Below are 20,203 nucleotides of genomic sequence, written 5' to 3'. Positions count from 1 at the left end.
CATTACCTCCGGCGGCGCGGCCTGATGGCACATTGTTCGAGCTTTTCGGTGGGAAAACAATTGCCGCTGTGCGGCTGCGGCATCGGCGTGCGATGCGAGCCACGAGGCGGGGCTGGCGGCAGGGAATCAGGCCTGGGTGTATGACGTGCTACATAACGGCCAAGCCACCGTTCCGGCATGCATTTCGTCGGATGACATACCGCCAGAGCCGCCGGCATCTGTAGGAGCGAGCTTGCTCGCAAACGGCCGCATGGTGCGCTCCTGGAAGACTTCCGCGCTCCGGAACATCTGTCGCGTCGGGATCGGCGCCCGGGCCTCCCCCTCACCCCGGCCCTCTCCCTCAGGGAGAGGGAGCAGATAGTGCTGGCGGATACCTAGGCCCATCCTGCACCAAACGGCCCCTTTCCTTCAGGGAGAGGGAGCGGATAGTGCAGGCGGATATCAAGGCTCCCTCCTGCTCCGAACGACTCCCTCTCCCCTGGGAGAGGGCTGGGGTGAGGGGCGGACCGAGCGCGGAATCATCGGTTCCAAGCGCACCTTGGCCCTGTCCGGCCGAATAGGGGCGGACTCCGTCCACGAGCGCCGTCGCACCCAGGAGTCGCCCCGGCGGGTCCAGCACGCGGAAACGAAAAAGGCCGCCCGAGGGCGGCCTTTCTCACTGTTCCGGCACTTACGCCTGCGGGCGCATGTGCGGGAAGAGGATGACGTCGCGGATCGACGGCGAGTTGGTCAGCAGCATCACCAGGCGGTCGATACCGATGCCTTCGCCAGCGGTGGGCGGCATGCCGTATTCCAGCGCGTTGACGAAGTCGGCGTCGTAGTGCATCGCCTCGTCGTCACCGGCGTCCTTCTCCTTGACCTGCAGCATGAAGCGCTCGGCCTGGTCTTCGGCGTCGTTGAGCTCGGAGTAGGCGTTGGCGATCTCGCGGCCACCGATGAACAGCTCGAAGCGGTCGGTGACGCTCGGGTCGTTGTCGTTGCGGCGGGCCAGCGGGGACACTTCGAACGGGTACTGGGTGATGAAGTGCGGCTGCTCCAGCTTGTGCTCGACCAGCTCTTCGAAAATCATCACCTGCAGCTTGCCCAGGCCTTCGTGGCCGAGGACCTTGGCGCCGGCCTTCTTGGCGATGGCACGGGCCTTCTCGAGGTCGGTCAGGTCAGCCGCGGTCAGTTCCGGGTTGTACTTGAGGATGGCATCGAACACGGACAGGCGGGCGAACGGCTCGCCGAAGTGGAAGACCTTGTCGCCGTAGGGCACGTCGGTGCTGCCGAGCACGGCCTGGGCCAGCTCGCGGAACAGCTCTTCGGTCAGGTCCATGTTGTCTTCGTAGTCGGCGTAGGCCTGGTAGAACTCGAGCATGGTGAACTCGGGGTTGTGCCGGGTCGAGACGCCTTCGTTACGGAAGTTGCGGTTGATCTCGAAGACCTTCTCGAAGCCACCGACCACCAGGCGCTTGAGGTACAGCTCCGGGGCGATACGCAGGAACATGGCCATGTCGAGCGCATTGTGGTGGGTTTCGAAGGGCTTGGCCGCCGCGCCGCCAGGGATGGTCTGCAGCATCGGGGTTTCCACTTCGAGGAAGCCGCGATCGGAGAGGAAGCGACGGATGTGGGCGATGACCTGGGAACGCACGCGGAAGGTGTGGCGGGTTTCCTCGTTGACGATCAGGTCGACGTAGCGCTGGCGGTAGCGCTGCTCGGTGTCGGTCAGGCCGTGGTGCTTGTCCGGCAGCGGGCGCAGCGACTTGGTCAGCAGGCGCACGCTGGTCATCTCGACGTACAGGTCACCCTTGCCGGAGCGGGCCAGGGTGCCTTCGGCACCGATGATGTCGCCCAGGTCCCAGGTCTTGATCTCGGCGAGGGTCTCTTCCGGCAGGGTCTTGCGGTTCACATAGGCCTGCAGGCGGCCGCTGCTGTCCTGCAGGACGATGAACGAACCACGGTTGAGCATGATGCGACCGGCGACCTTGACCGGGATGGCGGCTGCTTCCAGCTCTTCCTTGGTCTTGTCGGCGTACTGTTTCTGCAGGTCCGCGAAGTAGTTTTCACGGCGGAAGTCGTTGGGGAAGGCAATGGCCTTGGCTTCACGCACGGCGGCAAGCTTTTCCTTGCGCTGGGCGATCAGCTTGTTTTCTTCCTGTTGCAGTTCGTGCTGGTCGAGTTGTTGGTCGCTCATGGTCGTCTATCTGCCTGGCGTCTAAATCAAATTGGGGGGATACGTGTAGGAGCGAGCTTGCTCGCGAAGCTCCTGGACGGGTTCGCGAGCAAGCTCGCTCCTGCAATGGGGCTCTGCGTCAGAGCCCTTGTTTGAGGCTGGCCTCGAGATACTCGTTGAGATCGCCGTCGAGCACCTTGTCGCAATCACTGCGTTCCACGCCGGTACGCAGGTCCTTGATGCGCGACTGGTCGAGCACGTAGGAACGGATCTGGTGACCCCAGCCGATATCCGACTTGGTCTCCTCCAGCGCCTGCGAGGCGGCGTTGCGTTTCTGCATCTCCTGCTCGTACAACCGGGCCCGCAGCATCTTCATGGCGGTGTCCTTGTTGGCGTGCTGGGAGCGTTCGTTCTGGCACGCCACCACGGTGTTGGTCGGCACGTGGGTGATACGCACCGCGGAGTCGGTGGTGTTCACGTGCTGACCGCCCGCGCCGGAGGAGCGGTAGGTGTCGATGCGCAGATCGGCCGGGTTGATCTCGATCTCGATGTTGTCGTCGATTTCCGGCGATACGAACACCGCGGTGAACGAGGTGTGGCGACGGTTGCCGGAGTCGAACGGGCTCTTGCGCACCAGGCGGTGCACGCCGATCTCGGTGCGCAGCCAGCCGAAGGCGTACTCGCCCTTGATGTGCACGGTGGCGCCCTTGATGCCGGCGACTTCGCCCTCGGACAACTCGACGATCTCGGCATCGAAGCCGTTCTTGTCGGCCCAGCGCAGGTACATGCGCAGCAGCATGTTGGCCCAGTCCTGGGCCTCGGTGCCGCCGGAGCCGGCCTGGATGTCCAGGTAGGCGTTGTTGGGGTCCATCTCGCCGCTGAACATGCGGCGGAACTCGAGCTTCTCGAGGATTTCGCGCAGGCGCTGGACTTCCGCCTCGACGTCGCCAACGGCGCCTTCGTCGTTCTCCTCGACCGCCATGTCGAGCAGGTCGCGGGAGTCGGCCAGGCCGCTGGTGAGTTCGTCGAGGGTCTCGACGATCTGCGCCAGCATGGCGCGCTCGCGGCCCAGGTTCTGGGCGTATTCGGGTTTGTTCCAGACCGCCGGGTCTTCCAGCTCGCGGTTTACTTCGATCAGACGATCATGTTTCAGATCGTAGTCAAAGATACCCCCGAATCGACTGGGTACGGTCGGAGAGGTCCTTGATGCTGTTGAGGATCGGTTGGATTTCCATGGCGGGCATCTCTCACGGGTAAAGGGCGTAGAAAAGCCGGCAAGTATACGTGAATTTTCGTCGCCTTTTCAGGCTTTGCGACAAAGCACGCCCACCGTTTCCGCGCCCTCCCCGCCCGTTCAGCCGGCGATGGCCACCTGGTTGCGACCGCCGTGCTTGGCGTTGTAGAGCGCCTGGTCGGCCAGTTCGATGAGCTGGCGGCAAGCCTGCCCGGCCTGGGGAATCAGGGTCGCCACGCCGATGCTGATGGTCAGCGACGAACCCGGGGTCGGCAGTTCGTGGCGGATGTTCAGGTCCTGCACCAGGCGCCGCAGCTTCTCCGCCAGCAGGCGCGCGCCACCAGGCGAGGTATTCGGCAGGACCATGACGAACTCTTCGCCGCCGTAGCGCGCCGGCAGGTCCGAGGGGCGGCTGGCGCTGGCACGGATTGCCCCGGCCACCTGGCGCAGCGCCTCGTCGCCCTGCACATGGCCGAAGGTGTCGTTGTAGGCCTTGAAGTGGTCCACATCGATCAACAGGATCGACAGCTGGGTCTGCTCGCGCAGGCCACGGCGCCACTCCATTTCCAGGTATTCGTCGAAGTGCCGGCGGTTGGACAGCCCGGTGAGGCCGTCGGAGTTCATCAGCCGCTGCAGCACCAGGTTGGTTTCCAGCAACTGCTGCTGGCTCTCGCGCAGGGCGCGGTAGGCCTCGTCGCGCTGCAGCAGGGCGAGGTAGGAGCGCGAGTGATAGCGGACCCGGGCGATCAGTTCGATGGCGTCCGGCAGCTTGACCAGGTAGTCGTTGGCGCCGGCGCTGAACGCCGCGCTCTTTACAGCAGGGTCTTCCTTGGTCGACAGGACGATGATCGGCAGGTCGCGGGTCGCCGGGTTGGCGCGGTATTCGCGCACCAGCGAGAGACCGTCGGCGCCAGGCATCACCAGGTCCTGGAGAATCACCGTGGGCTTGATCTGGATGGCCAGGGCGATGGCCTGGTGCGGATCGGAGCAGAAGTGGAAATCGATACTGGGGTCGTCCGCCAGCGCGCGGCGCACGGCTTCGCCGATCATCGGCTGGTCGTCGACCAGCAGCACCATCACAGCGGAATCGCCTGGGGTGTTCACGGGGTAGTCACTCGTCAAAGGGTTCATCTGATGGGGCTCCGTAGCCTGCACTCAGGCGCAGACTTCAGCGAGTCTTCGGGCGATGTCGCCCAGCGCACGAATCTCCACGGCGGCACCGATCGCCGCCGCGGCCTTGGGCATACCGTACACGGCGCTGCTGGCCTGGTCCTGGGCCAGCGTCAAAAAGCCACGTTCGCGCATGCGTTTCAATCCTTCGGCGCCGTCCCGGCCCATGCCGGTGAGCAGCACGCCAACGGCATCGCCAGACCAGTACTCCACCACGCTGTCGAAAAATACGTCGATCGATGGTCGATAGATGTGCCCGCTGGGCTCGGCGGTGTAGGCCAGCTCGCCGCCCTTGAGCAGACGGATATGGTGGTTGGTGCCGGCCAGCAGCACGCAGCCGGGCTGCGGCGGCTCGCCATTGCGCGCCAGGCGCACGGGGATCGTCGATTGGGTCGAGAGCCACTCGGCCATGCCGGCGGCGAACACTTCGTCGACGTGCTGGACGACCACGATGGCCGCCGGGAAATCCGCTGGCAGCCGCGCGAACAGGTCCGCGAGCGCCGCCGGGCCGCCCGCCGAAGAGCCAATGGCGATCAGCTTGCGCGCACCGCCCCCGCGCCGCACCGGGGCAACGCTGGCGTTCGGGCGGGTATCACGCGGGGCGGTCAGCCAGGCCAGGTTCTGCAACTTGCGCAGCAGCGGCCGGGCCGCCTCCGCGGGGTCGCCGACACCGATGGTCGGGGTGTTCACCGCGTCTACCGCGCCATTGCCCATGGCGTCGAATACGCGGCTCATGTTCTGTTCCAGATCGACCGTGACGACGATGATCGCGCAGGGACTCTGGGCCATGATCCGGCGGGTGGCCTCGACGCCATCCATCACCGGCATCAGCAGGTCCATGAGGATCACGTCGGGCTTGTGCGCGGCGCACATCTCCAGCGCTTCGGCGCCATTGGCGGCGACCCAGACGATGCGGTGCGCCGGCTCATAGGCCAGCGCGCGGCGCATCGCTTCCACCGCCAGGGGCATATCGTTGACTATCCCTATCTTCACCCGTGGGCTCCTCCGATCAGGTCGACCACCGCATCCAGCAGGGCCTCGTCGTGGAAGCTGGCCTTGGCCAGATAATAGTCGGCGCCGGCATCCAGGCCGCGCCGACGGTCTTCTTCGCGATCCTTGTAGGACACCACCATCACCGGCAGCGACTGCAGGCGGGTGTCGCGGCGGATCAGGGTGACCAGTTCGATGCCGTCCATGCGCGGCATGTCGATATCGGTGATGACCAGGTCGAAGTGCTCCGAACGCAGGGCGTTCCAGCCATCCATGCCATCCACCGCCACGGCGACATCATAGCCGCGGCCCAGCAGCAGCTTGCGCTCCAGCTCGCGCACGGTCAGCGAGTCGTCCACCACCAGCACGCGCTTGCGCGCCGGGCCGGTGAGGCGACCGGTGGGATCGATGCGCTCCAGGCGGCCGGTGGCGAGCAGTTTTTCCACCGACCGCAGCATGTCCTCGACGTCGAGGATCAGCACCGGGGTGCCGTCATCCAGCAGCGCGCCGGCGGAAACGTCCTGCACCTTGCCCAGCCGGGCATCCAGCGGCACCACCACCAGGGTGCGCTCGCCGATGAATCGCTCCACCGCCACGCCGTAGGCGCTTTCCCGCTCGCGGATCACCACCACCGGAATCTCGTCGGACGTGGCCTCGCCGTCGGGGCGCTGCAACAACTGGCTGGCCGAGACCAGGCCGACATGGCGACCCTCGTGCCAGAACTGCTGGCGGCCTTCGAGCTGGACGATTTCGTCCGGCGCCAGGCGGCGCATGCGTTCGATGTGCGCCAGCGGGAAGGCGTATGCCTCGCCGCCAATGCTGACGACCAGGCTGCGCACTACCGACAGCGTCAGCGGTACTTCCAGGTGGAAGCGCGCGCCCTGTCCGCGTACCTGCTCCATGCGGATGCCGCCACGCAGTTGGCGCACCATGTGCTGCACGGCATCCAGGCCGACGCCGCGACCGGACACTTCGGTAACCTGCTCGCGCATGCTGAAGCCAGGCAGGAACAGGAAGCTCAGCAGCTCTTCCTCGGTGAGACGCGCCACGGTCTCCTCGCTGGACAACTGGCGACGCACGATGGCCGAGCGCAGACGGTCCAGGTCGACCCCACCGCCGTCATCCTGCAGCTCCAGCACCAGCATGCCGGCGTGATGGCGGGCCAGCAGCTGGATGCTGCCCTCTTCCGGCTTGCCGTTGCGGGCGCGCACTTCAGCGGCTTCGATGCCGTGGTCGACGGCGTTGCGCAGCAGGTGGGTGAGCGGCGCCTCGAGCTTCTCCAGCACATCGCGGTCGACCTGGGTGGCGGCGCCCTGCACCTCCAGGCGCACGGCCTTGCCCAGCGAGCGACCCAGGTCGCGGACCATCCGCGCCTGCCCGGACAAGACGTCGGAGAAGGGCCGCATGCGGCAGGACAACGCGGTGTCGTAGAGCGACTGCGCGCGCTGCCCGGCCTTGAAGCTGAACTCGTCCAGCTCGGCGATCTGCTCGCTGAGCAGTTGCTGGCATTCGCCGACCAGACGACGGGCATCAGCCAGATAGGCCTGCGCCTCCACATCGAGATTGGCCGTGCTGGCGGCGTCACGAGCGCCATCGAGCACACGACTGGCGCTGGCCTGGATACGTTTGAGGCGCTGCAACGAATCGAGCAGCGGCTTCAGGCGCTGGGACTCCACCAGCGATTTGCTGGAGTAGTCGAGCAGTTGATTCAGACGCTCGGCAGTCACCCGCAGGACGCGCTCGCCCGCTTCATCACTGTCGCCGGAGCGGCGACGTGGAGCGCGCTCGGCAGCGGCGGCCGGCGCTGGCGCAGCTGCAGGAGTCGCTGCGGGTTGCGCGACAGGCGTCGGGGCTGGCTCGGCGAGCGGCGCGGACGGCGCGGACGGCGCGGACGGCGCGGACGGCGCAGGTTGGCTGGACGCCTTGGCAGACACCAGCGCCTGCAGGCGCTCGACCATGGCCGGCACGCCCTGCTGGGCCTGTTCGGCGCGCTCGGGCTGGGCATCGGCAATGTGCAGGAGGATATCGGTGCCGGCCAGCAGCGCGTCGATATGCCCGGAGGTCAGCAGCAGCCGCCCCTCCTGGGCGCCGACCAGGCAGTCCTCCATCACGTGGGCGACCTGCACGCCGGCATCCAGCCCGACGATGCGCGCCGCGCCCTTGAGCGAGTGCGCCGCACGCATGCAGGCTTCCAGCTGGTCGGCCTGGGTCGGGTTGCGCTCCAGCGCCATCAGGCCCTGCACCAGTACCTGCGTCTGGGCCTCCGCCTCCAGGCGGAACAGCTCCAGCATCGACGCGTCCTTCATCTGGTCCGGGGTCATGCGAGGCTCCGGGTGGCGGCATCGAGCAGGGCTTCCTGGTCGAGCAGGCGGATACTGCGCTGGCGCCACTGCATCACTCCGCGGGTGAAGCGGTCGTTGGCGGCGTGGCTCTGCGACGTGGCTTCGACGATGGCCTTCTCATCCAGTTCATGGATGCCGTCCACCTCATCCACCGGCGAGATGATCGGCCCGCCAACCGCCGCCAGAATCAGCATGCGCGGCACGATACGGGCGCCTTCGCGGGCAGCCGCGCGGCTGTCCAGGCCCAGCAGTTCGCCGAGGGAGATGCAGGCCACCAGGGTGCCACGAACGTTGGCCACGCCCAGCAGCGCTGGCGAGCGCTGGTGCGGCAGCGAATGCACGACACAGGCGGGCGCCACCTCGGCCAGCGCGCGGGTGGGCAAGCCCAGCCATTCTTCGCCCAGGCGGAAGATCAGGTGCGGGCGGCCCTCTTCGACGGCCGCTTGCGTGGTTTCCACAGGCGCCAGCTCGGCCCCGCTGCCCAGCGCGTAGCGATCCAGCAGGCTGATGGCGGCGGCGGCATGCACCGGGCAATTGCGGCAGTGAATGTGTTCGGCCAGCTTCGCGCAGCTGCGATCACCGCGCACGCCGATGCGGTTCCAGCAGTCGTCCACTGTCGGCAGGTCATCGTCATGGGACGAGCTGTCGATGAATGAAGCATCGCGTTCAACCATTGCGCTTCACTCCTCGCGCCGCGCGCTCCTGCAGGCGCCGCGCGCCAGCCGTGTCTCCCTGTGCCGCGAGCAACGCGGCCAGGTGTTGCAGGCTTTCCTGATGATCGGGCTGCAGGTACAGGGCCTTGCGGTAGAACGCCTGTGCCTCGCTGCCCTGGCCCTGGGCGTCGGCCAGCAGGCCGAGCCAGTAGAAGACTTCGGCGTCCGGGCCCTTATCGGCCAGCAGCGCCTCGCAGCGCTGCCGCGCTGCATCGGCCTGGCCGGAATTGGCCAGCCGGGCGATCTCCGCCAGCGCGTTGCCGGCAGGCGCGGCGACCGGCTGCTCGGGCCTGGCGCTCGGGCGCGGGCGCGGCGGCACCGGTTTTGCGGGAGCCGGGCGCAGAACCGGCGCCGGCGCGGCCCAGTTCGGCGGCGACACCTGGGGCGGCGGTTCAGCCCCCTGCAACGGGAAGGCAAAGGACTGCGGCACCCCCAGCGGGCGCAGGCCGATGCGCGACATCAGGCTGGCCTCGGCCGGGCCGATGAACAGTACGCCGTCCACGCGCGCCAGGCGACGCAGCACATCCACGACCTGCTCCTGGGTCGGGCGGTCGAAATAGATCAGCAGGTTGCGGCAGAACACGTAGTCGTAGGGCGCTTCGCCGGCCAGCAGGCCCGGCGCGAGCAGGTTGCCGGCGCGGAAACGAACCTTGCGGCGCACCGCCTCGGCCAGTTGGTAATCGTTGCCGTCGGCGCTGAAATGGCGCTCGCGGAATTCCAGGCTGGAGCCGCGGAAGGAGTTGCGCCCGTAGCGCCCCTCTTCCGCCCGCTCCAGCACCGCGCGGCTGACATCCAGCGCGTCGACCTGGAAGGCCGACGGCGCGAGGCCCGCGTCCAGCAGCGCCATGACGATCGAATAGGGTTCCTCGCCCGTGGAGCACGGCAGGCTGAGCATCCGCAGCGGCCGCGCCCCGGCCAGCTCCAGCACGCGTCGGGAGGCGAGCTGCGCCAGCGCGCCGAAGGATTCGGGGTAACGGAAAAACCAGGTCTCCGGAACTATCACCGCTTCGATCAGCGCCTGCACTTCCTCGGCCGAGCCCTGCAGGAGCATCCAGTAGTGCTCGGCGTTGCCGCCGCTGACCTTGTTGCAGCGCTGGCGTACCGCGCGCTCGATCACGGCATCGCCGACCGACTCGGCATCCAGGCCGATGCGCTCCTTGAGCAGTTGGGCGAAACGCGGATCGCTCATGCCGGCTCTCCGTCGCCCGGCAACAGGCGCGCACGGGCTTCGGCACTGAGCAACTGGTCGACGCCGACGAGCTGCAGCAGGCCCTGCTCATCCTCCAGCACAGGGCCGAGGTAGCGGGCGCTGCCGTTGTCCAGTTCATAGTCGCGGAACGCCGCCGGATCACACCGCAGCGTGTGGGTGGCCTGTTCGAGGATCAGCCCGAGGCGCTGCTCCGGGCCCTCGTCGACGCGATAGCGCACCAGCACCAGGCGCGTGCTGGTGCGGCGCGGTGCGCTGTGCCCGAAGGCCAGCTGGCTGAGGTCGAGCACCGGCAGCAGTTCGCCGCGGTGCGGGAACAGGCCGGCGATCCAGGCCGGCGCTTCCGGCACGCGCTTGAGCGCCGGCACCGGCAGCACCTCGATGACGTCATGCACGTCCAGCGCGTAGCGGTCCGCGCCCAGGCGGAATTGCAGGTACAGCCTGCCCGCCCTGGCGGCGTCAGACCTTGAAGCGGGAGACGCCATTGCGCAGTCCGTTGGCCACGAGGTTCAGCTCATCGATGGCGAAGCTCGCCTGGCGCAGGGATTCCACGGTCTGCCCGGTGGCCTCGCCGAGCTGTACCAGCGCCTGGTTGATCTGCTCGGCGCCGGTGGCCTGGGCCTGCATGCCTTCGTTGACCATCTGCACGCGCGGCGCCAGCGCCTGTACCTGCTGGATGATCTGCGAGAGCTGCTCGCCGACCTGGCCGACTTCCGAGATGCCGCGCCGCACCTCCTCGGAGAACTTGTCCATGCCCATCACGCCGGCGGAAACCGCGGACTGGATCTCGCGCACCATCTGCTCGATATCGTAGGTGGCGACGGCGGTCTGGTCGGCCAGGCGGCGCACTTCGGTGGCCACCACGGCGAAGCCACGGCCGTACTCGCCGGCTTTCTCCGCCTCGATGGCGGCGTTGAGCGAGAGCAGGTTGGTCTGGTCGGCCACCTTGACGATGGTGGTGACCACCTGGTTGATGTTGCCGGCACGCTCGTTGAGGATCGCCAGCTTGGCGTTGACCAGCTCGGCGGCGCCCATCACGTGGTGCATGGTCTCTTCCATGCGCGCCAGGCCCAGTTGGCCGGAGCCGGCCAGGGTGGATGTCTGTTCGGCGGCCGAGGACACCTCGGTCATGGTGCGCACCAGGTCACGCGAGGTGGCGGCGATTTCACGCGAGGTGGCGCCGATCTCGGTAGTGGTGGCGGCAGTCTCGGTGGCGGTGGCCTGCTGTTGCTTGGAGGTGGCGGCGATCTCCGTCACCGAGGTGGTGACCTGGATGGCCGAGCGCTGCGCCTGCGATACCAGGCCCTTGAGCTCCTCGGCCATGCCATTGAAGCCGGTCTCGATCACCGCGAACTCATCGTTGCGCTCCATTGCCAGGCGAGTGGTGAAGTCACCACTGCCCATGACCTGCAGGCCCTTGACCACCTGGCTCACCGGCTCGGTGATGGCGCGCATCAGCAGCAGCCCGCAGACGGCCGCCGCGGCAATCGCCAGCAGCAGGGAAATCAGCATGATCGCCTTGGCGGTGGCGACCTCGTCGACGATATTCGACGCCGCGGCGTCGGCGATTTCCTTGTTCAGGGTAATGAGCTGGGTAAGCGTCTTGCGGCCGTCTTCCCACAGCGGTTCCAGACGTTCCAGCAGCAGCTTGCGCGCGCCTTCCCGGTCGCTGGCGGACAGCTGCAGCACCTGCGCAAGCAAGGCGTCGTACTGGCTGACCTGCTGTTTGAAGTGGCTGAGCATCTCCTTGTCGCGCGGGTCGCTCACCGTGCGCTCGTACTGGCCAAGGCGCTCGAGCAGGGTGTCGTGGTTGGCGCTGAACTCCTGACGGTGCTTTTCATCCAGCGTCTGGCCGTTGGAGAGACCGACCAGTACCTGGGTCATCAGGATACTGTCGGTCCAGGTCGAACGTACCTGGGTCAGGGCGTAGGTGCCGGGCATGGCATCTTCATTGACCCGCTTGGTGCTGGCTTCGACACGCAGCAGGCGGGTGTAGGAAATCACCACCATCAGCAGCATGATCGCGATGACGACGGCAAAGCTGGCCAGGATGCGTTGGCGTAGAGTCCAGTTCTTCACAGCGTTCCCCAGGAGATGTGTGGCGTGCCGACGGATGATGCATTCGGGCGCATGGTCGCGCGAATGTAAATTCCTACTAAATCCTCAGCAAGATAGGACATATAGTATCTGGAGACGTCTGAAGCTCATCCCTTTATTCCAAATTTTTAGCACGACGGTTCCTGTCATTCTGACCGCCCCCTTTTCGCCCTTTTTGTCCTGACCAATGCTCAGCCTCGCCCTGGCCGCCCATGCAGGCCTGTTCCTCTCCGCCTTCGGCGCCGCCACCCTCTTGCCGCTGCAATCGGAAGCCGTGCTGGTCGGCCTGTTGCTGGGCGGCCAGTACCCGCTGTGGTCGCTGTTGCTGGCGGCCAGCCTGGGCAACGTGCTCGGCTCGCTGGTGAACTGGCTGCTGGGCCGCGGCATCGAGCGCTGGCATGGCAGCCGCTGGTTCCCGCTGAGCGATGCAGCGCTGGAAAAAGCCCAGCGCCACTACCGGCGTTTCGGCAGCTGGTCGCTGCTGCTGAGCTGGGCACCGGTGATCGGCGACCCGCTGACGCTGATCGCCGGCGTCATGCGCGAGCCACTGTGGCGCTTCCTGTTGCTGGTCACGCTGGCCAAGGTCGGGCGCTACGCAGCGCTGGCCTGGCTGACGCTCGTCTGAATCCTGCCCTCCCCGAAAGCGGACAGGTTTTTCGTCTGCTAGTCCTGTTTTGCCACTGCTGCGAAAAAATGTCGCCCAGCAATATCATTGCGCCATCAGCGTACATGGCGGAGCCCATGGGCTCTACACACTGGATGAAGAAAGGGAATTCACGATGTTCAGAAGCATGAGTATTGGCCGCCGCGCGTCCTTGGGTTTCGCTGCCATGGGCCTGCTCCTGGTGTTTCTCGGGTTGTTCTCGCTGTATAAGCTCTCGACCTTGCGCGCCGCGTCCGAAGAGATCGACAGCAACTGGCTGCTGAGCATCAACCACATGAACCAGCTGTCGGGGGATATCGCCCGCATCCGCCTGGAATCCATGCGCCTGCTGGTCAACCACGAGAGCGCCGCACGCCAGCGCAGCCTGGAGCTGATCGCCGAAGCACGGCAGGACAAGGACAAGGTGCTCGCCGACTACCGCCGGCTGATTCTCAGCGCCGAGGAGCAGCAGCGCACCGACGAGCTGCGCCAGGCACTGGACGGCTATCTCGGTTTCGTCGACCAGTTGCTGGAGAAGATCCGCCAGGACGACAACGCCGGTGCGCTGCTGATTCTCAATGGCAACATCACCCAGCAGGGCGCGGAACTGAACAAGCGCCTCACCGCCCTGATCGACCTCAACCGCAACGGTGCAGGCGCCGCCGCCGACCGCGCCGTGGAGCAATACCAGAGTGGCCGGCTGGTGGTCAGTGCAATCCTGCTGCTGAGCGTCGGCCTGACCCTGCTGCTGGCCTGGCAGCTCACCCGCAGTATCGTCGTACCGCTCAACCAGGCGGTGCGCGTGGCCAGGACCATCGCCAGCGGCGACCTCAGCCAGCGTTTCACGGTCGAGGGCCGCGACGAGCCGGCGCAACTGCTCAACGCCCTGGCGGACATGCAGAACAGCCTGCGCGAGACCATCCGCGGCATCGGCAATTCGGCCAGCCAGTTGGCGTCCGCCGCCGAGGAAATGCACAGCGTGATGGAGGAAAGCAGCCGCGCGCTGCAGCAGCAGAGCGACCAGATCGAAATGGCTGCCACCGCGGTCAACCAGATGACCAGCGCCGTGGAGGAAGTCGCCAGCAACGCTGCCTCCACCTCCGCCGCCTCCCGCGAGGCCATCGACGCCGCGCGCAGTGGCAGCGAGCGGGTGGACGAGACCTCCAGCGCCATCGGCACCCTGGCCGGCGAAGTGGGCCAGGCCTCGCACCTCGCCGAAGCCCTGGCGAACCAGGCACAGGACATCGGCAAGGTACTGGAGGTGATCCGCAGCGTTGCCGAGCAGACCAACCTGCTGGCACTCAACGCCGCCATCGAAGCCGCCCGTGCCGGCGAGGCCGGGCGCGGCTTTGCGGTGGTCGCCGACGAGGTGCGCTCACTGGCCCAGCGCACGCAGAGCTCGACCCGCGAGATCGAGGAACTGGTCTCGGCCATCCAGAACGGCAGCGACCGTACCGTCGCCGCCCTGCTCAGCAGCACCGCCCATGCCGAACGTACCGTCAGCCGCACCGGCGAGGCCGGCGCTTCACTGCAGGTGATCCTGGAACGCATGTCGCTGATCAACGAACGCAACCTGGTGATCGCCAGCGCCACCGAGGAACAGGCCCAGGTCGCCCGCGAGGTGGACCGCAATCTGTTGAACATCCGCGACCTGGCGACCCAGACCTCGGCCGGCGCCACGCAGACCAGTGCGGCGAGCCAGGAGCTGTCGCGCCTCGCCGTGGACCTGAACGGCATGGTGGCGCGCTTCGTGGTCTGACGACTGCGGCCTACTGCCGTTTCGTCAGCATTGCAGCGAAACGGCAGCGGCCGGCAGGGAATTATTCCGGCCTTTTCCTATCCAATGGCCATCATGGAACGCCACAAGGGTGGATAGATGAAACTGTTGAAATTGTCGGCCGTGCTGGCCGCCGCCGCGCTGCTGAGCGCCTGCGGGGGCAACGAGGCCAAGGTCTGCGGGTCGGACGATGTGAAGAACCAGTTGGTGAAGATCTTCCTCTCCGGCGCGCTTTCCGCTCAGTCCGACGCGCTGAGCAAGGCCGAACTGAAGGACGTGGCGATCATCGACAAGGACCCGGACAGTGGCGTGCTGGAGTGCGTTGGCACCCTGACCGTGCCGGTGGTCGGCCAGGTGGCTTCGGGCACCCTGAAGTACCAGATCGCGCCGGCAGCCAAGTCCGAGCACGATTACCTGTTGTTGCTGGCCGATGGCCCGCTGGCCAATGCCTTCGCCAAGCGCATCGAGGGAATGATCCCGGCGCAGTGAGGGTTATCCACAGGCAATGAAAAACCGGCCCAGGTGGCCGGTTTTTTATTGGACATTTTTTGTAGGAGCGAGCTTGCTCGCGAACCCGTCATTCACAGCGGGGTTTGTTCGCGAGCAAGCTCGCTCCTACAGATACGCGCTGCTCCTGGGGTTAGCGTTGGGAATGGATTCCGCCAGGAGGATTCGCGGTGGCCCACTGCAGGGACTTTCCGCTCAAAAGCCTTCCAGATCGATCAGCTCGCCCTCGAAGCGCAGCCAGCCGCCCTCTTCATTTGCCTCGCCGCCCTGGATCTCACCGTAATAGGACAACCCGTTATCTAGCGTCACGCAGACATGCGTCGGCTCTTCCGGGGCATCCAGCTGGCCGTTGAAACGCACCTCGATCACACCCTCTTCCGGCGCGCTGAGGCTGATGATGACGTGGGCGTTATCCACTGCTTCGGCTTCGCGGCCCCAGTGCTCGGCGCTGACGGTAACGGTGGCGATCTCTTGACTCATGCTCGAACTCCAATACGAATGGCCCGCTGCGCAGGCCAAGTCGGCATAGGGTAAGCGACAGCGTGGCGCCGCGATACCTCCGCACAACGAACAAGGCCCGCAGTGCGCGGGCCTTGTCCAGGTCAATCGCCGCTCAGTCGGCGTGAATATCGTTGTCCTTGGTCTCCTTGAGGAACAGCAGCGAGCAGACCAGGCTCATCGCGGTGATCAGCACCGGGTACCACAGCCCGTAGAAGATGTTGCCGGTGTACACCACCAGCGCGAATGAGATGGTCGGCAGCAGCCCGCCGAACCAGCCGTTGCCGATGTGGTACGGCAGCGACAGCGAGGTGTAGCGGATGCGCGTCGGGAACAGCTCGACCATCAGCGCCGCCAGCGGGCCGTAGCAGCAGGTGGCGATGAAGATCAGCGCGACGATGATGGCCACCACCATCGGCCGGTTCACCAGCGAGGAGTCGGCCACGGTCGGGTAGCCGGCGTCCTTCACCGCAGCGCCCAGCGCGGCGGCGTCGAAGCCCTCGATACGCTTCTCGCCGACCGTCACCACCAGCTCGCTGCCCACCGGGGCGGCCACCGAGCTGTAGGGCACGCCGCCCTTCACCAGCAGGGTCTTGGCCTTGTCGCAGGCGCTGTCGAATTTGGCCTTGCCCACCGGATCGAACTGGAAGGTGCAGGTGGCCGGGTCCGCCATCACGGTGACCGGCGCCTGCCGCGAGGCCGCGTCGATCTGCGGGTTGGCATAGTGGGTCAGCGCCTTGAACAGCGGGAAGTACAGCACCGTGGCCAGCAGCAACCCGGTGATCAGCACCGGCTTGCGCCCGACCTTGTCCGACAGCCAGCCCATCAGCACGAACAGCGGCGCGCCGATCACCAGGGAGATGATCAGCAGCCCGTTGGACAGCGCCGGGTCCACCTTGAGTACCTGGGTGAGGAAGAACATCACGTAGAACTGCGCGGCGTAGAAGGTCACCGCCTGCCCGGCGTTGATGCTGAACAGGGCGATCAGCACGATCTTCAGGTTGCTCCAGCGGGTGAAGGACTCCTTGAGCGGCGACTTGCTCACCTTGCCCTCGGCCTTCATCTTCAGGAACGCCGGCGACTCCTGCATGGACAGGCGAATCCAGGTGGAAATGCCCAGCAGCACGATGGAGATCAGGAACGGCAGGCGCCAGCCCCAGGTCTCGAACTCGGGCCCGGTAAGCTGGCGGCAACCCCAGATCACCACCAGCGAGAGCAGCAGGCCACCGGTCGCGGTGCACTGGATCCAGCTGGTGTAGGCACCGCGCTTGTGGTCCGGCGCGTGTTCGGCCACGTAGATCGCCGCGCCGCCGTACTCACCGCCCAGCGCCAGGCCTTGCAGCAGGCGCAGCACGATGAGGATGACCGGCGCCGCCACACCGATGGTGGCGTAGGCCGGCAGCAGGCCGACGGCGAAGGTCGACAGGCCCATCAGCAGGATGGTGACGAGGAAGGTGTACTTGCGCCCGATCATGTCGCCCAGGCGGCCGAACACCAATGCGCCGAACGGGCGGACCAGGAAACCGGCGGCAAACGCCAGCAGGGCGAAGATGAAGGCGGTGGTGTCATTGACCCCGGCAAAGAAGTGCTTGGCAATGATCGCCGCCAGCGAGCCGTAGAGGAAGAAGTCGTACCACTCGAATACCGTGCCGAGCGACGAGGCGAAGATCACCTTGCGCTCGTCGCGACGCGAGGTCGCGGGACGCTCATAGGAGCTGGGCTGTGCTACGTCGGTCATTACGGGCTCTCCTGCCCCTTCTGGGGGCTTTTGTTTTTGTCAGCCTCGACTGCCACGGCTTTCACACCGCGCGATAGCGTTTCTTGCAGCTCCTTGTAGGAGCGACTCTGTACAACAAATACGTAGGATGGCGTGGAGCGCAGCGATACCCATCGATGAGCGCGCCGCTACGGCATGGGTATCGCTGCGCTCCACCCATCCTACGAGCTTGTTTTTGTCAGCCTCGACTGCCACGGCTTTCACACCGCGCGATAGCGTTTCTTGCAGCTCCTTGTAGGAGCGACCCTCTACATCAGTTCCGTAGGATGGCGTGGAGCGCAGCGATACCCATCGATGAGCGCGCCGCTACGGCATGGGTATCGCTGCGCTCCACCCATCCTACGAGCCACACAGATTTCGGCCGCACACCATCACGCCACCGGCGCTTGCTCCTGTGTGCGCCCACTGGAAGGGATGACCTCCGCGGCGCGCGCGGGTTCGCTCAAAATCATCTGCGCGGCCTTTTCGGCGATCACCAGCACCGGCGAGCAGCTATTGCCGGAGGTCAGGCTGGGCATGATCGAGGCATCGGCGATGCGCAGGCCGGGTATGCCGTGCACGCGCAACTGGCTGTCCACCACCGCGCCCTCGCCCTGGCCCATGCGGCAGGTGCCGGCCGGGTGGAAAATGGTGGTGCCGATCTCGGCGGCGGCGCGGTGCAGGTCTTCCTCGGTCCGGTAGTCCGGGCCGGGCTTGAACTCCACCGGGTTGAAGCGCGCCAGCGCGGGCGCAGCGGCAATGCGCCGGGTCAGGCGGATGGCATCGGCGGCCACGCGCAGGTCCTGCGGGTGGCTCAGGTAATTGGGCTGGATCACCGGCTTGTCGCGCGGATCGAGCGAGCGCAGCGTCACCGAGCCCCGGCTCAGCGGGCGCAGGTCGCAGACCGACGCGGTGAACGCCGGGAAGCTGTGCAGCGGCTCGCCGAAGCGCTCCAGCGACAGCGGCTGCACGTGGTATTCGAGGTTGGCCGAACGCTGGCCCGGGTCGGACCTGGCGAATGCGCCCAACTGGCTCGGCGCCATGGACAGTGGGCCACTGCGCTTGAACAGGTACTCCAGGCCCATGCCCATCTTGCCCCACAGGGTCGAGGCGATCTGGTTCAGCGAAGGTGCACCGTTCATGCGGTAGATCAGCCGCAGCTGCAGGTGATCCTGCAGGTTGCCGCCCACGCCGGACAGTTCATGGCGCACACCGATGCCGTGCTTCTCCAGCAGGACACGCGGGCCGATACCCGAGCGCTGCAGCAATACCGGCGTGTTGATCGCCCCGGCGCAGAGGATTACTTCACGCCGCGCGCGCAACTCGCGCCGCGCGCCCTGCCAGTTCACCTCCAGCCCGGCGGCGCGGCCGTTCTCCAGCAGCACGCGGAGGGCCTCGACATTGGTCAGCACAGTGAGATTGGCGCGATTGGCGATGGGCCGCAGGAAGGCCTTCGACGCATTCCAGCGCACTCCGGAACGCTGGTTCACCTGGAAATAACCGCAGCCTTCGTTGTCGCCGCCGTTGAAGTCCTCCACCGACGCTATCCCCGCCTGCGCCGCCGCCTCGCGGAAGGCATCGAGGATCGCCCACGACAAGCGCTGCTTCTCCACTCGCCACTCGCCGCCGCCACCGTGCAGCGCGCTGGCACCCGCGAAGTGGTCCTCCATCTTCATGAACAAAGGCAGCAGGTCGCCCCAGCCCCAACCGGGATTGCCCTCGGCGGCCCAGCCGTCGTAATCCAGCGCCTGGCCACGCATGTAGATCATGCCGTTGATCGAGGAACAGCCGCCCAACGTGCGTCCGCGCGGGTACTTGATGGCGCGGCCGTTAAGGCCCGGCACCTGCTCGGTGTCGAAGCACCAGTCAGTGCGCGGGTTGCCGATGCAATAGAGGTAGCCGACGGGAATGTGGATCCAGGGATAGTTGTCCGGGCCGCCGGCTTCGAGCAGCAGCACGCGGTTGGCAGGGTCGGCGGACAGGCGATTGGCCAGCAGGCAACCCGCAGGGCCCGCGCCGACGATCAGGTAGTCATAAGCATCCAGTGCCTGGGGCATGGAGAAGTACCTCGTCGTTCTTGTTCTTTTTACTCTGACGAACGAGCCTAGTCGTTCGTTCGTGATAAAAGAACAGTCGTTTCGAGTCACCTGCTGTGCGTTTTCTAACAGCGCGCCTTCTGCCAACGAGAGCCGCCCATGTTCGACTGGAATGACCTGCGCTACTTCCTCGAGCTGCATCGCAGCGGCCGCCTGCTGACCACCGCCAAGCGCCTGGGCACCACCCACGCCACGGTGGCGCGGCATATCGAAAGTATCGAACGCGACCTCGGCACCCAGCTGTTCGCCCAGCACACCGGCGGCTACCAGCTCACCCCGGCCGGCCAGGCGCTGCTCAAGCACGCCGAGGCCATGGAGAACACCGCCCTGCTCGCCCAGGAGGAAATGAGCCAGGCCATCTCGCCGCTGGGGCAGATCCGCATCGGCGTCACCGAAGGCCTGGGCACCATGTTCCTCGCCCCACGCCTGAGCGAACTGATGCAGCGCTACCCCGGCCTGGAAGTGGAGCTGGTGTCAGTGCCGCGCTTCGTCAGCATCACCAACCGCGAGGCCGACATCGCCATCACTTTGGAACGCCCCAGCGCCGACCTGCTCATCAGCCGCCTGCTCACCCGCTACCGCCTGAGCCTGTTCGCCAGCGCTGCCTACCTGAAAAACGCCCCGCCCCTGCGCGATCGCGAAGACCTCTGCAAACATCCCTGGATCGGCTACGTCGACGACCTGCTGTTCAGCCAGGAACTCCTGTTCCACCACAGCTTCTGTCGCCACCCGCAGGTGGTGTTCCGCAGCACCAGCGTGGTCGCCCAGCAACAGGCCGCCCAGGCCGGCATCGGCATCGCCATCCTCCCGCAGTACATGGGCCTGCACGACCCGCGACTGGTGCCGGTGCTGCCAGAGGAGTTCATCGAACGGGAATACTGGATGTGCACCCGCCGCGAGCTGCACCGGTCGGTACGGCTGCGGTTGGTGTGGGATTTCCTGGTGGAAGTCTGTGGGCGGGAACAGGGAATTCTGGTGGGCGGGAAAACCTCAGTGCCTGCGTAGGGCGGATAAAGCG

At 66.2% G+C, this 20,203-nt stretch carries 16 protein-coding genes; 4 read left to right on the top strand and 12 right to left on the bottom strand.

Features of this window, described 5'->3' with window-relative positions; translation table 11 throughout:
- Nucleotides 1–670: 670 nt before the first annotated feature.
- From lysS to L6D89_RS00275, 9 genes are all read right to left on the bottom strand, one after another.
- A complete protein-coding gene (lysS, locus tag L6D89_RS00315) occupies nucleotides 671–2,176 on the bottom strand; it encodes a lysine--tRNA ligase (protein ID WP_236198406.1) in 1,506 nt (501 codons plus the stop codon).
- A 118-nt stretch (nucleotides 2,177–2,294) separates the two neighbouring features.
- Nucleotides 2,295–3,390 (bottom strand): peptide chain release factor 2 gene (gene prfB / locus L6D89_RS00310; protein ID WP_236173163.1). Its coding sequence is split into 2 segments (ribosomal slippage): nucleotides 2,295–3,317 and nucleotides 3,319–3,390, totalling 1,095 coding nucleotides; the frame shifts between segments, so codons are not numbered across the junction.
- A 119-nt stretch (nucleotides 3,391–3,509) separates the two neighbouring features.
- Nucleotides 3,510–4,520: a response regulator gene (locus L6D89_RS00305; protein WP_236173164.1), complete on the bottom strand. Its 1,011-nt coding sequence runs from the start codon at nucleotides 4,518–4,520 to the stop codon at nucleotides 3,510–3,512.
- Between the two features lie 24 nt (nucleotides 4,521–4,544).
- Nucleotides 4,545–5,552 carry a chemotaxis response regulator protein-glutamate methylesterase gene (cheB, locus tag L6D89_RS00300; RefSeq protein WP_236198405.1) on the bottom strand — a complete coding sequence of 336 codons (1,008 nt, stop codon included), beginning with the start codon at nucleotides 5,550–5,552 and terminating at the stop codon, nucleotides 4,545–4,547.
- The gene (locus tag L6D89_RS00295) at nucleotides 5,549–7,870 is read right to left on the bottom strand and encodes a hybrid sensor histidine kinase/response regulator (protein ID WP_236198404.1); all 2,322 of its coding nucleotides are present in this window, start codon (nucleotides 7,868–7,870) and stop codon (nucleotides 5,549–5,551) included. The genes cheB and L6D89_RS00295 overlap by 4 nt, the downstream gene beginning before the upstream one ends.
- Nucleotides 7,867–8,565, bottom strand: coding sequence for a chemotaxis protein CheW (locus L6D89_RS00290; RefSeq protein WP_236198403.1), 699 nt, complete (start codon nucleotides 8,563–8,565; stop codon nucleotides 7,867–7,869). Before L6D89_RS00290 ends, L6D89_RS00295 begins: the two co-directional genes overlap by 4 nt.
- The gene (locus tag L6D89_RS00285; protein ID WP_236198402.1) at nucleotides 8,558–9,793 is read right to left on the bottom strand and encodes a CheR family methyltransferase; all 1,236 of its coding nucleotides are present in this window, start codon (nucleotides 9,791–9,793) and stop codon (nucleotides 8,558–8,560) included. The genes L6D89_RS00290 and L6D89_RS00285 overlap by 8 nt, the downstream gene beginning before the upstream one ends.
- Nucleotides 9,790–10,296 (bottom strand): chemotaxis protein CheW, encoded by a 507-nt coding sequence (locus L6D89_RS00280; RefSeq protein WP_236198401.1) that lies wholly within the window; start codon nucleotides 10,294–10,296, stop codon nucleotides 9,790–9,792. The genes L6D89_RS00285 and L6D89_RS00280 overlap by 4 nt, the downstream gene beginning before the upstream one ends.
- A complete protein-coding gene (locus L6D89_RS00275; protein WP_236198400.1) occupies nucleotides 10,271–11,890 on the bottom strand; it encodes a methyl-accepting chemotaxis protein in 1,620 nt (539 codons plus the stop codon). The genes L6D89_RS00280 and L6D89_RS00275 overlap by 26 nt, the downstream gene beginning before the upstream one ends.
- A gap of 205 nt (nucleotides 11,891–12,095) precedes the next feature.
- On the opposite strand from L6D89_RS00275, the gene L6D89_RS00270 reads away from it, so the two are divergent.
- The 3 genes from L6D89_RS00270 to L6D89_RS00260 all read left to right on the top strand — a co-directional run bounded on the left by L6D89_RS00270 (nucleotide 12,096) and on the right by L6D89_RS00260 (nucleotide 14,817).
- Nucleotides 12,096–12,533, top strand: coding sequence for a YqaA family protein (locus L6D89_RS00270; protein WP_236173171.1), 438 nt, complete (start codon nucleotides 12,096–12,098; stop codon nucleotides 12,531–12,533).
- A 154-nt stretch (nucleotides 12,534–12,687) separates the two neighbouring features.
- Complete coding sequence (locus L6D89_RS00265) at nucleotides 12,688–14,310, top strand: methyl-accepting chemotaxis protein (protein ID WP_236198399.1); 1,623 nt, start codon at nucleotides 12,688–12,690, stop codon at nucleotides 14,308–14,310.
- A gap of 117 nt (nucleotides 14,311–14,427) precedes the next feature.
- Nucleotides 14,428–14,817 carry a hypothetical protein gene (locus L6D89_RS00260; protein ID WP_236198398.1) on the top strand — a complete coding sequence of 130 codons (390 nt, stop codon included), beginning with the start codon at nucleotides 14,428–14,430 and terminating at the stop codon, nucleotides 14,815–14,817.
- A gap of 213 nt (nucleotides 14,818–15,030) precedes the next feature.
- Here L6D89_RS00260 and L6D89_RS00255 read toward each other — a convergent pair whose 3' ends face one another.
- The 3 genes from L6D89_RS00255 to L6D89_RS00245 form a co-directional block, all read right to left on the bottom strand.
- On the bottom strand, nucleotides 15,031–15,315 hold the full coding sequence (locus tag L6D89_RS00255; protein ID WP_236198397.1) for a hypothetical protein: 285 nt from the start codon (nucleotides 15,313–15,315) through the stop codon (nucleotides 15,031–15,033).
- Nucleotides 15,316–15,448: 133 nt separating this feature from the next.
- On the bottom strand, nucleotides 15,449–17,071 hold the full coding sequence (locus tag L6D89_RS00250) for an MFS transporter (protein ID WP_236198396.1): 1,623 nt from the start codon (nucleotides 17,069–17,071) through the stop codon (nucleotides 15,449–15,451).
- Nucleotides 17,072–17,481: 410 nt separating this feature from the next.
- A complete protein-coding gene (locus L6D89_RS00245; RefSeq protein WP_236198395.1) occupies nucleotides 17,482–19,146 on the bottom strand; it encodes a GMC family oxidoreductase in 1,665 nt (554 codons plus the stop codon).
- 138 nt (nucleotides 19,147–19,284) lie between these two features.
- Between L6D89_RS00245 and L6D89_RS00240 the strand changes: the two genes are divergently transcribed.
- On the top strand, nucleotides 19,285–20,190 hold the full coding sequence (locus L6D89_RS00240) for a LysR family transcriptional regulator (protein WP_236198394.1): 906 nt from the start codon (nucleotides 19,285–19,287) through the stop codon (nucleotides 20,188–20,190).
- Nucleotides 20,191–20,203: the final 13 nt, after the last annotated feature.

The organism is Pseudomonas pseudonitroreducens, from assembly GCF_021603645.1.
GTDB classification, from domain to species: Bacteria; Pseudomonadota; Gammaproteobacteria; order Pseudomonadales; family Pseudomonadaceae; genus Pseudomonas; species Pseudomonas pseudonitroreducens.
This window is presented reverse-complemented; position numbering and strand designations above follow the sequence as displayed.

What these genes read in the sequence shown, in the direction of transcription:
- lysS (WP_236198406.1), bottom strand. Translation starts at nt 2,176, where the DNA reads ATGAGCGACCAACAACTCGACCAGCACGAACTGCAACAGGAAGAAAAC.
- L6D89_RS00305 (WP_236173164.1), bottom strand. Translation starts at nt 4,520, where the DNA reads ATGAACCCTTTGACGAGTGACTACCCCGTGAACACCCCAGGCGATTCC.
- L6D89_RS00295 (WP_236198404.1), bottom strand. Translation starts at nt 7,870, where the DNA reads ATGACCCCGGACCAGATGAAGGACGCGTCGATGCTGGAGCTGTTCCGC.
- L6D89_RS00290 (WP_236198403.1), bottom strand. Translation starts at nt 8,565, where the DNA reads ATGGTTGAACGCGATGCTTCATTCATCGACAGCTCGTCCCATGACGAT.
- L6D89_RS00285 (WP_236198402.1), bottom strand. Translation starts at nt 9,793, where the DNA reads ATGAGCGATCCGCGTTTCGCCCAACTGCTCAAGGAGCGCATCGGCCTG.
- L6D89_RS00280 (WP_236198401.1), bottom strand. Translation starts at nt 10,296, where the DNA reads ATGGCGTCTCCCGCTTCAAGGTCTGACGCCGCCAGGGCGGGCAGGCTG.
- L6D89_RS00270 (WP_236173171.1), top strand. Translation starts at nt 12,096, where the DNA reads ATGCTCAGCCTCGCCCTGGCCGCCCATGCAGGCCTGTTCCTCTCCGCC.
- L6D89_RS00265 (WP_236198399.1), top strand. Translation starts at nt 12,688, where the DNA reads ATGTTCAGAAGCATGAGTATTGGCCGCCGCGCGTCCTTGGGTTTCGCT.
- L6D89_RS00260 (WP_236198398.1), top strand. Translation starts at nt 14,428, where the DNA reads ATGAAACTGTTGAAATTGTCGGCCGTGCTGGCCGCCGCCGCGCTGCTG.
- L6D89_RS00255 (WP_236198397.1), bottom strand. Translation starts at nt 15,315, where the DNA reads ATGAGTCAAGAGATCGCCACCGTTACCGTCAGCGCCGAGCACTGGGGC.
- L6D89_RS00250 (WP_236198396.1), bottom strand. Translation starts at nt 17,071, where the DNA reads ATGACCGACGTAGCACAGCCCAGCTCCTATGAGCGTCCCGCGACCTCG.
- L6D89_RS00245 (WP_236198395.1), bottom strand. Translation starts at nt 19,146, where the DNA reads ATGCCCCAGGCACTGGATGCTTATGACTACCTGATCGTCGGCGCGGGC.
- L6D89_RS00240 (WP_236198394.1), top strand. Translation starts at nt 19,285, where the DNA reads ATGTTCGACTGGAATGACCTGCGCTACTTCCTCGAGCTGCATCGCAGC.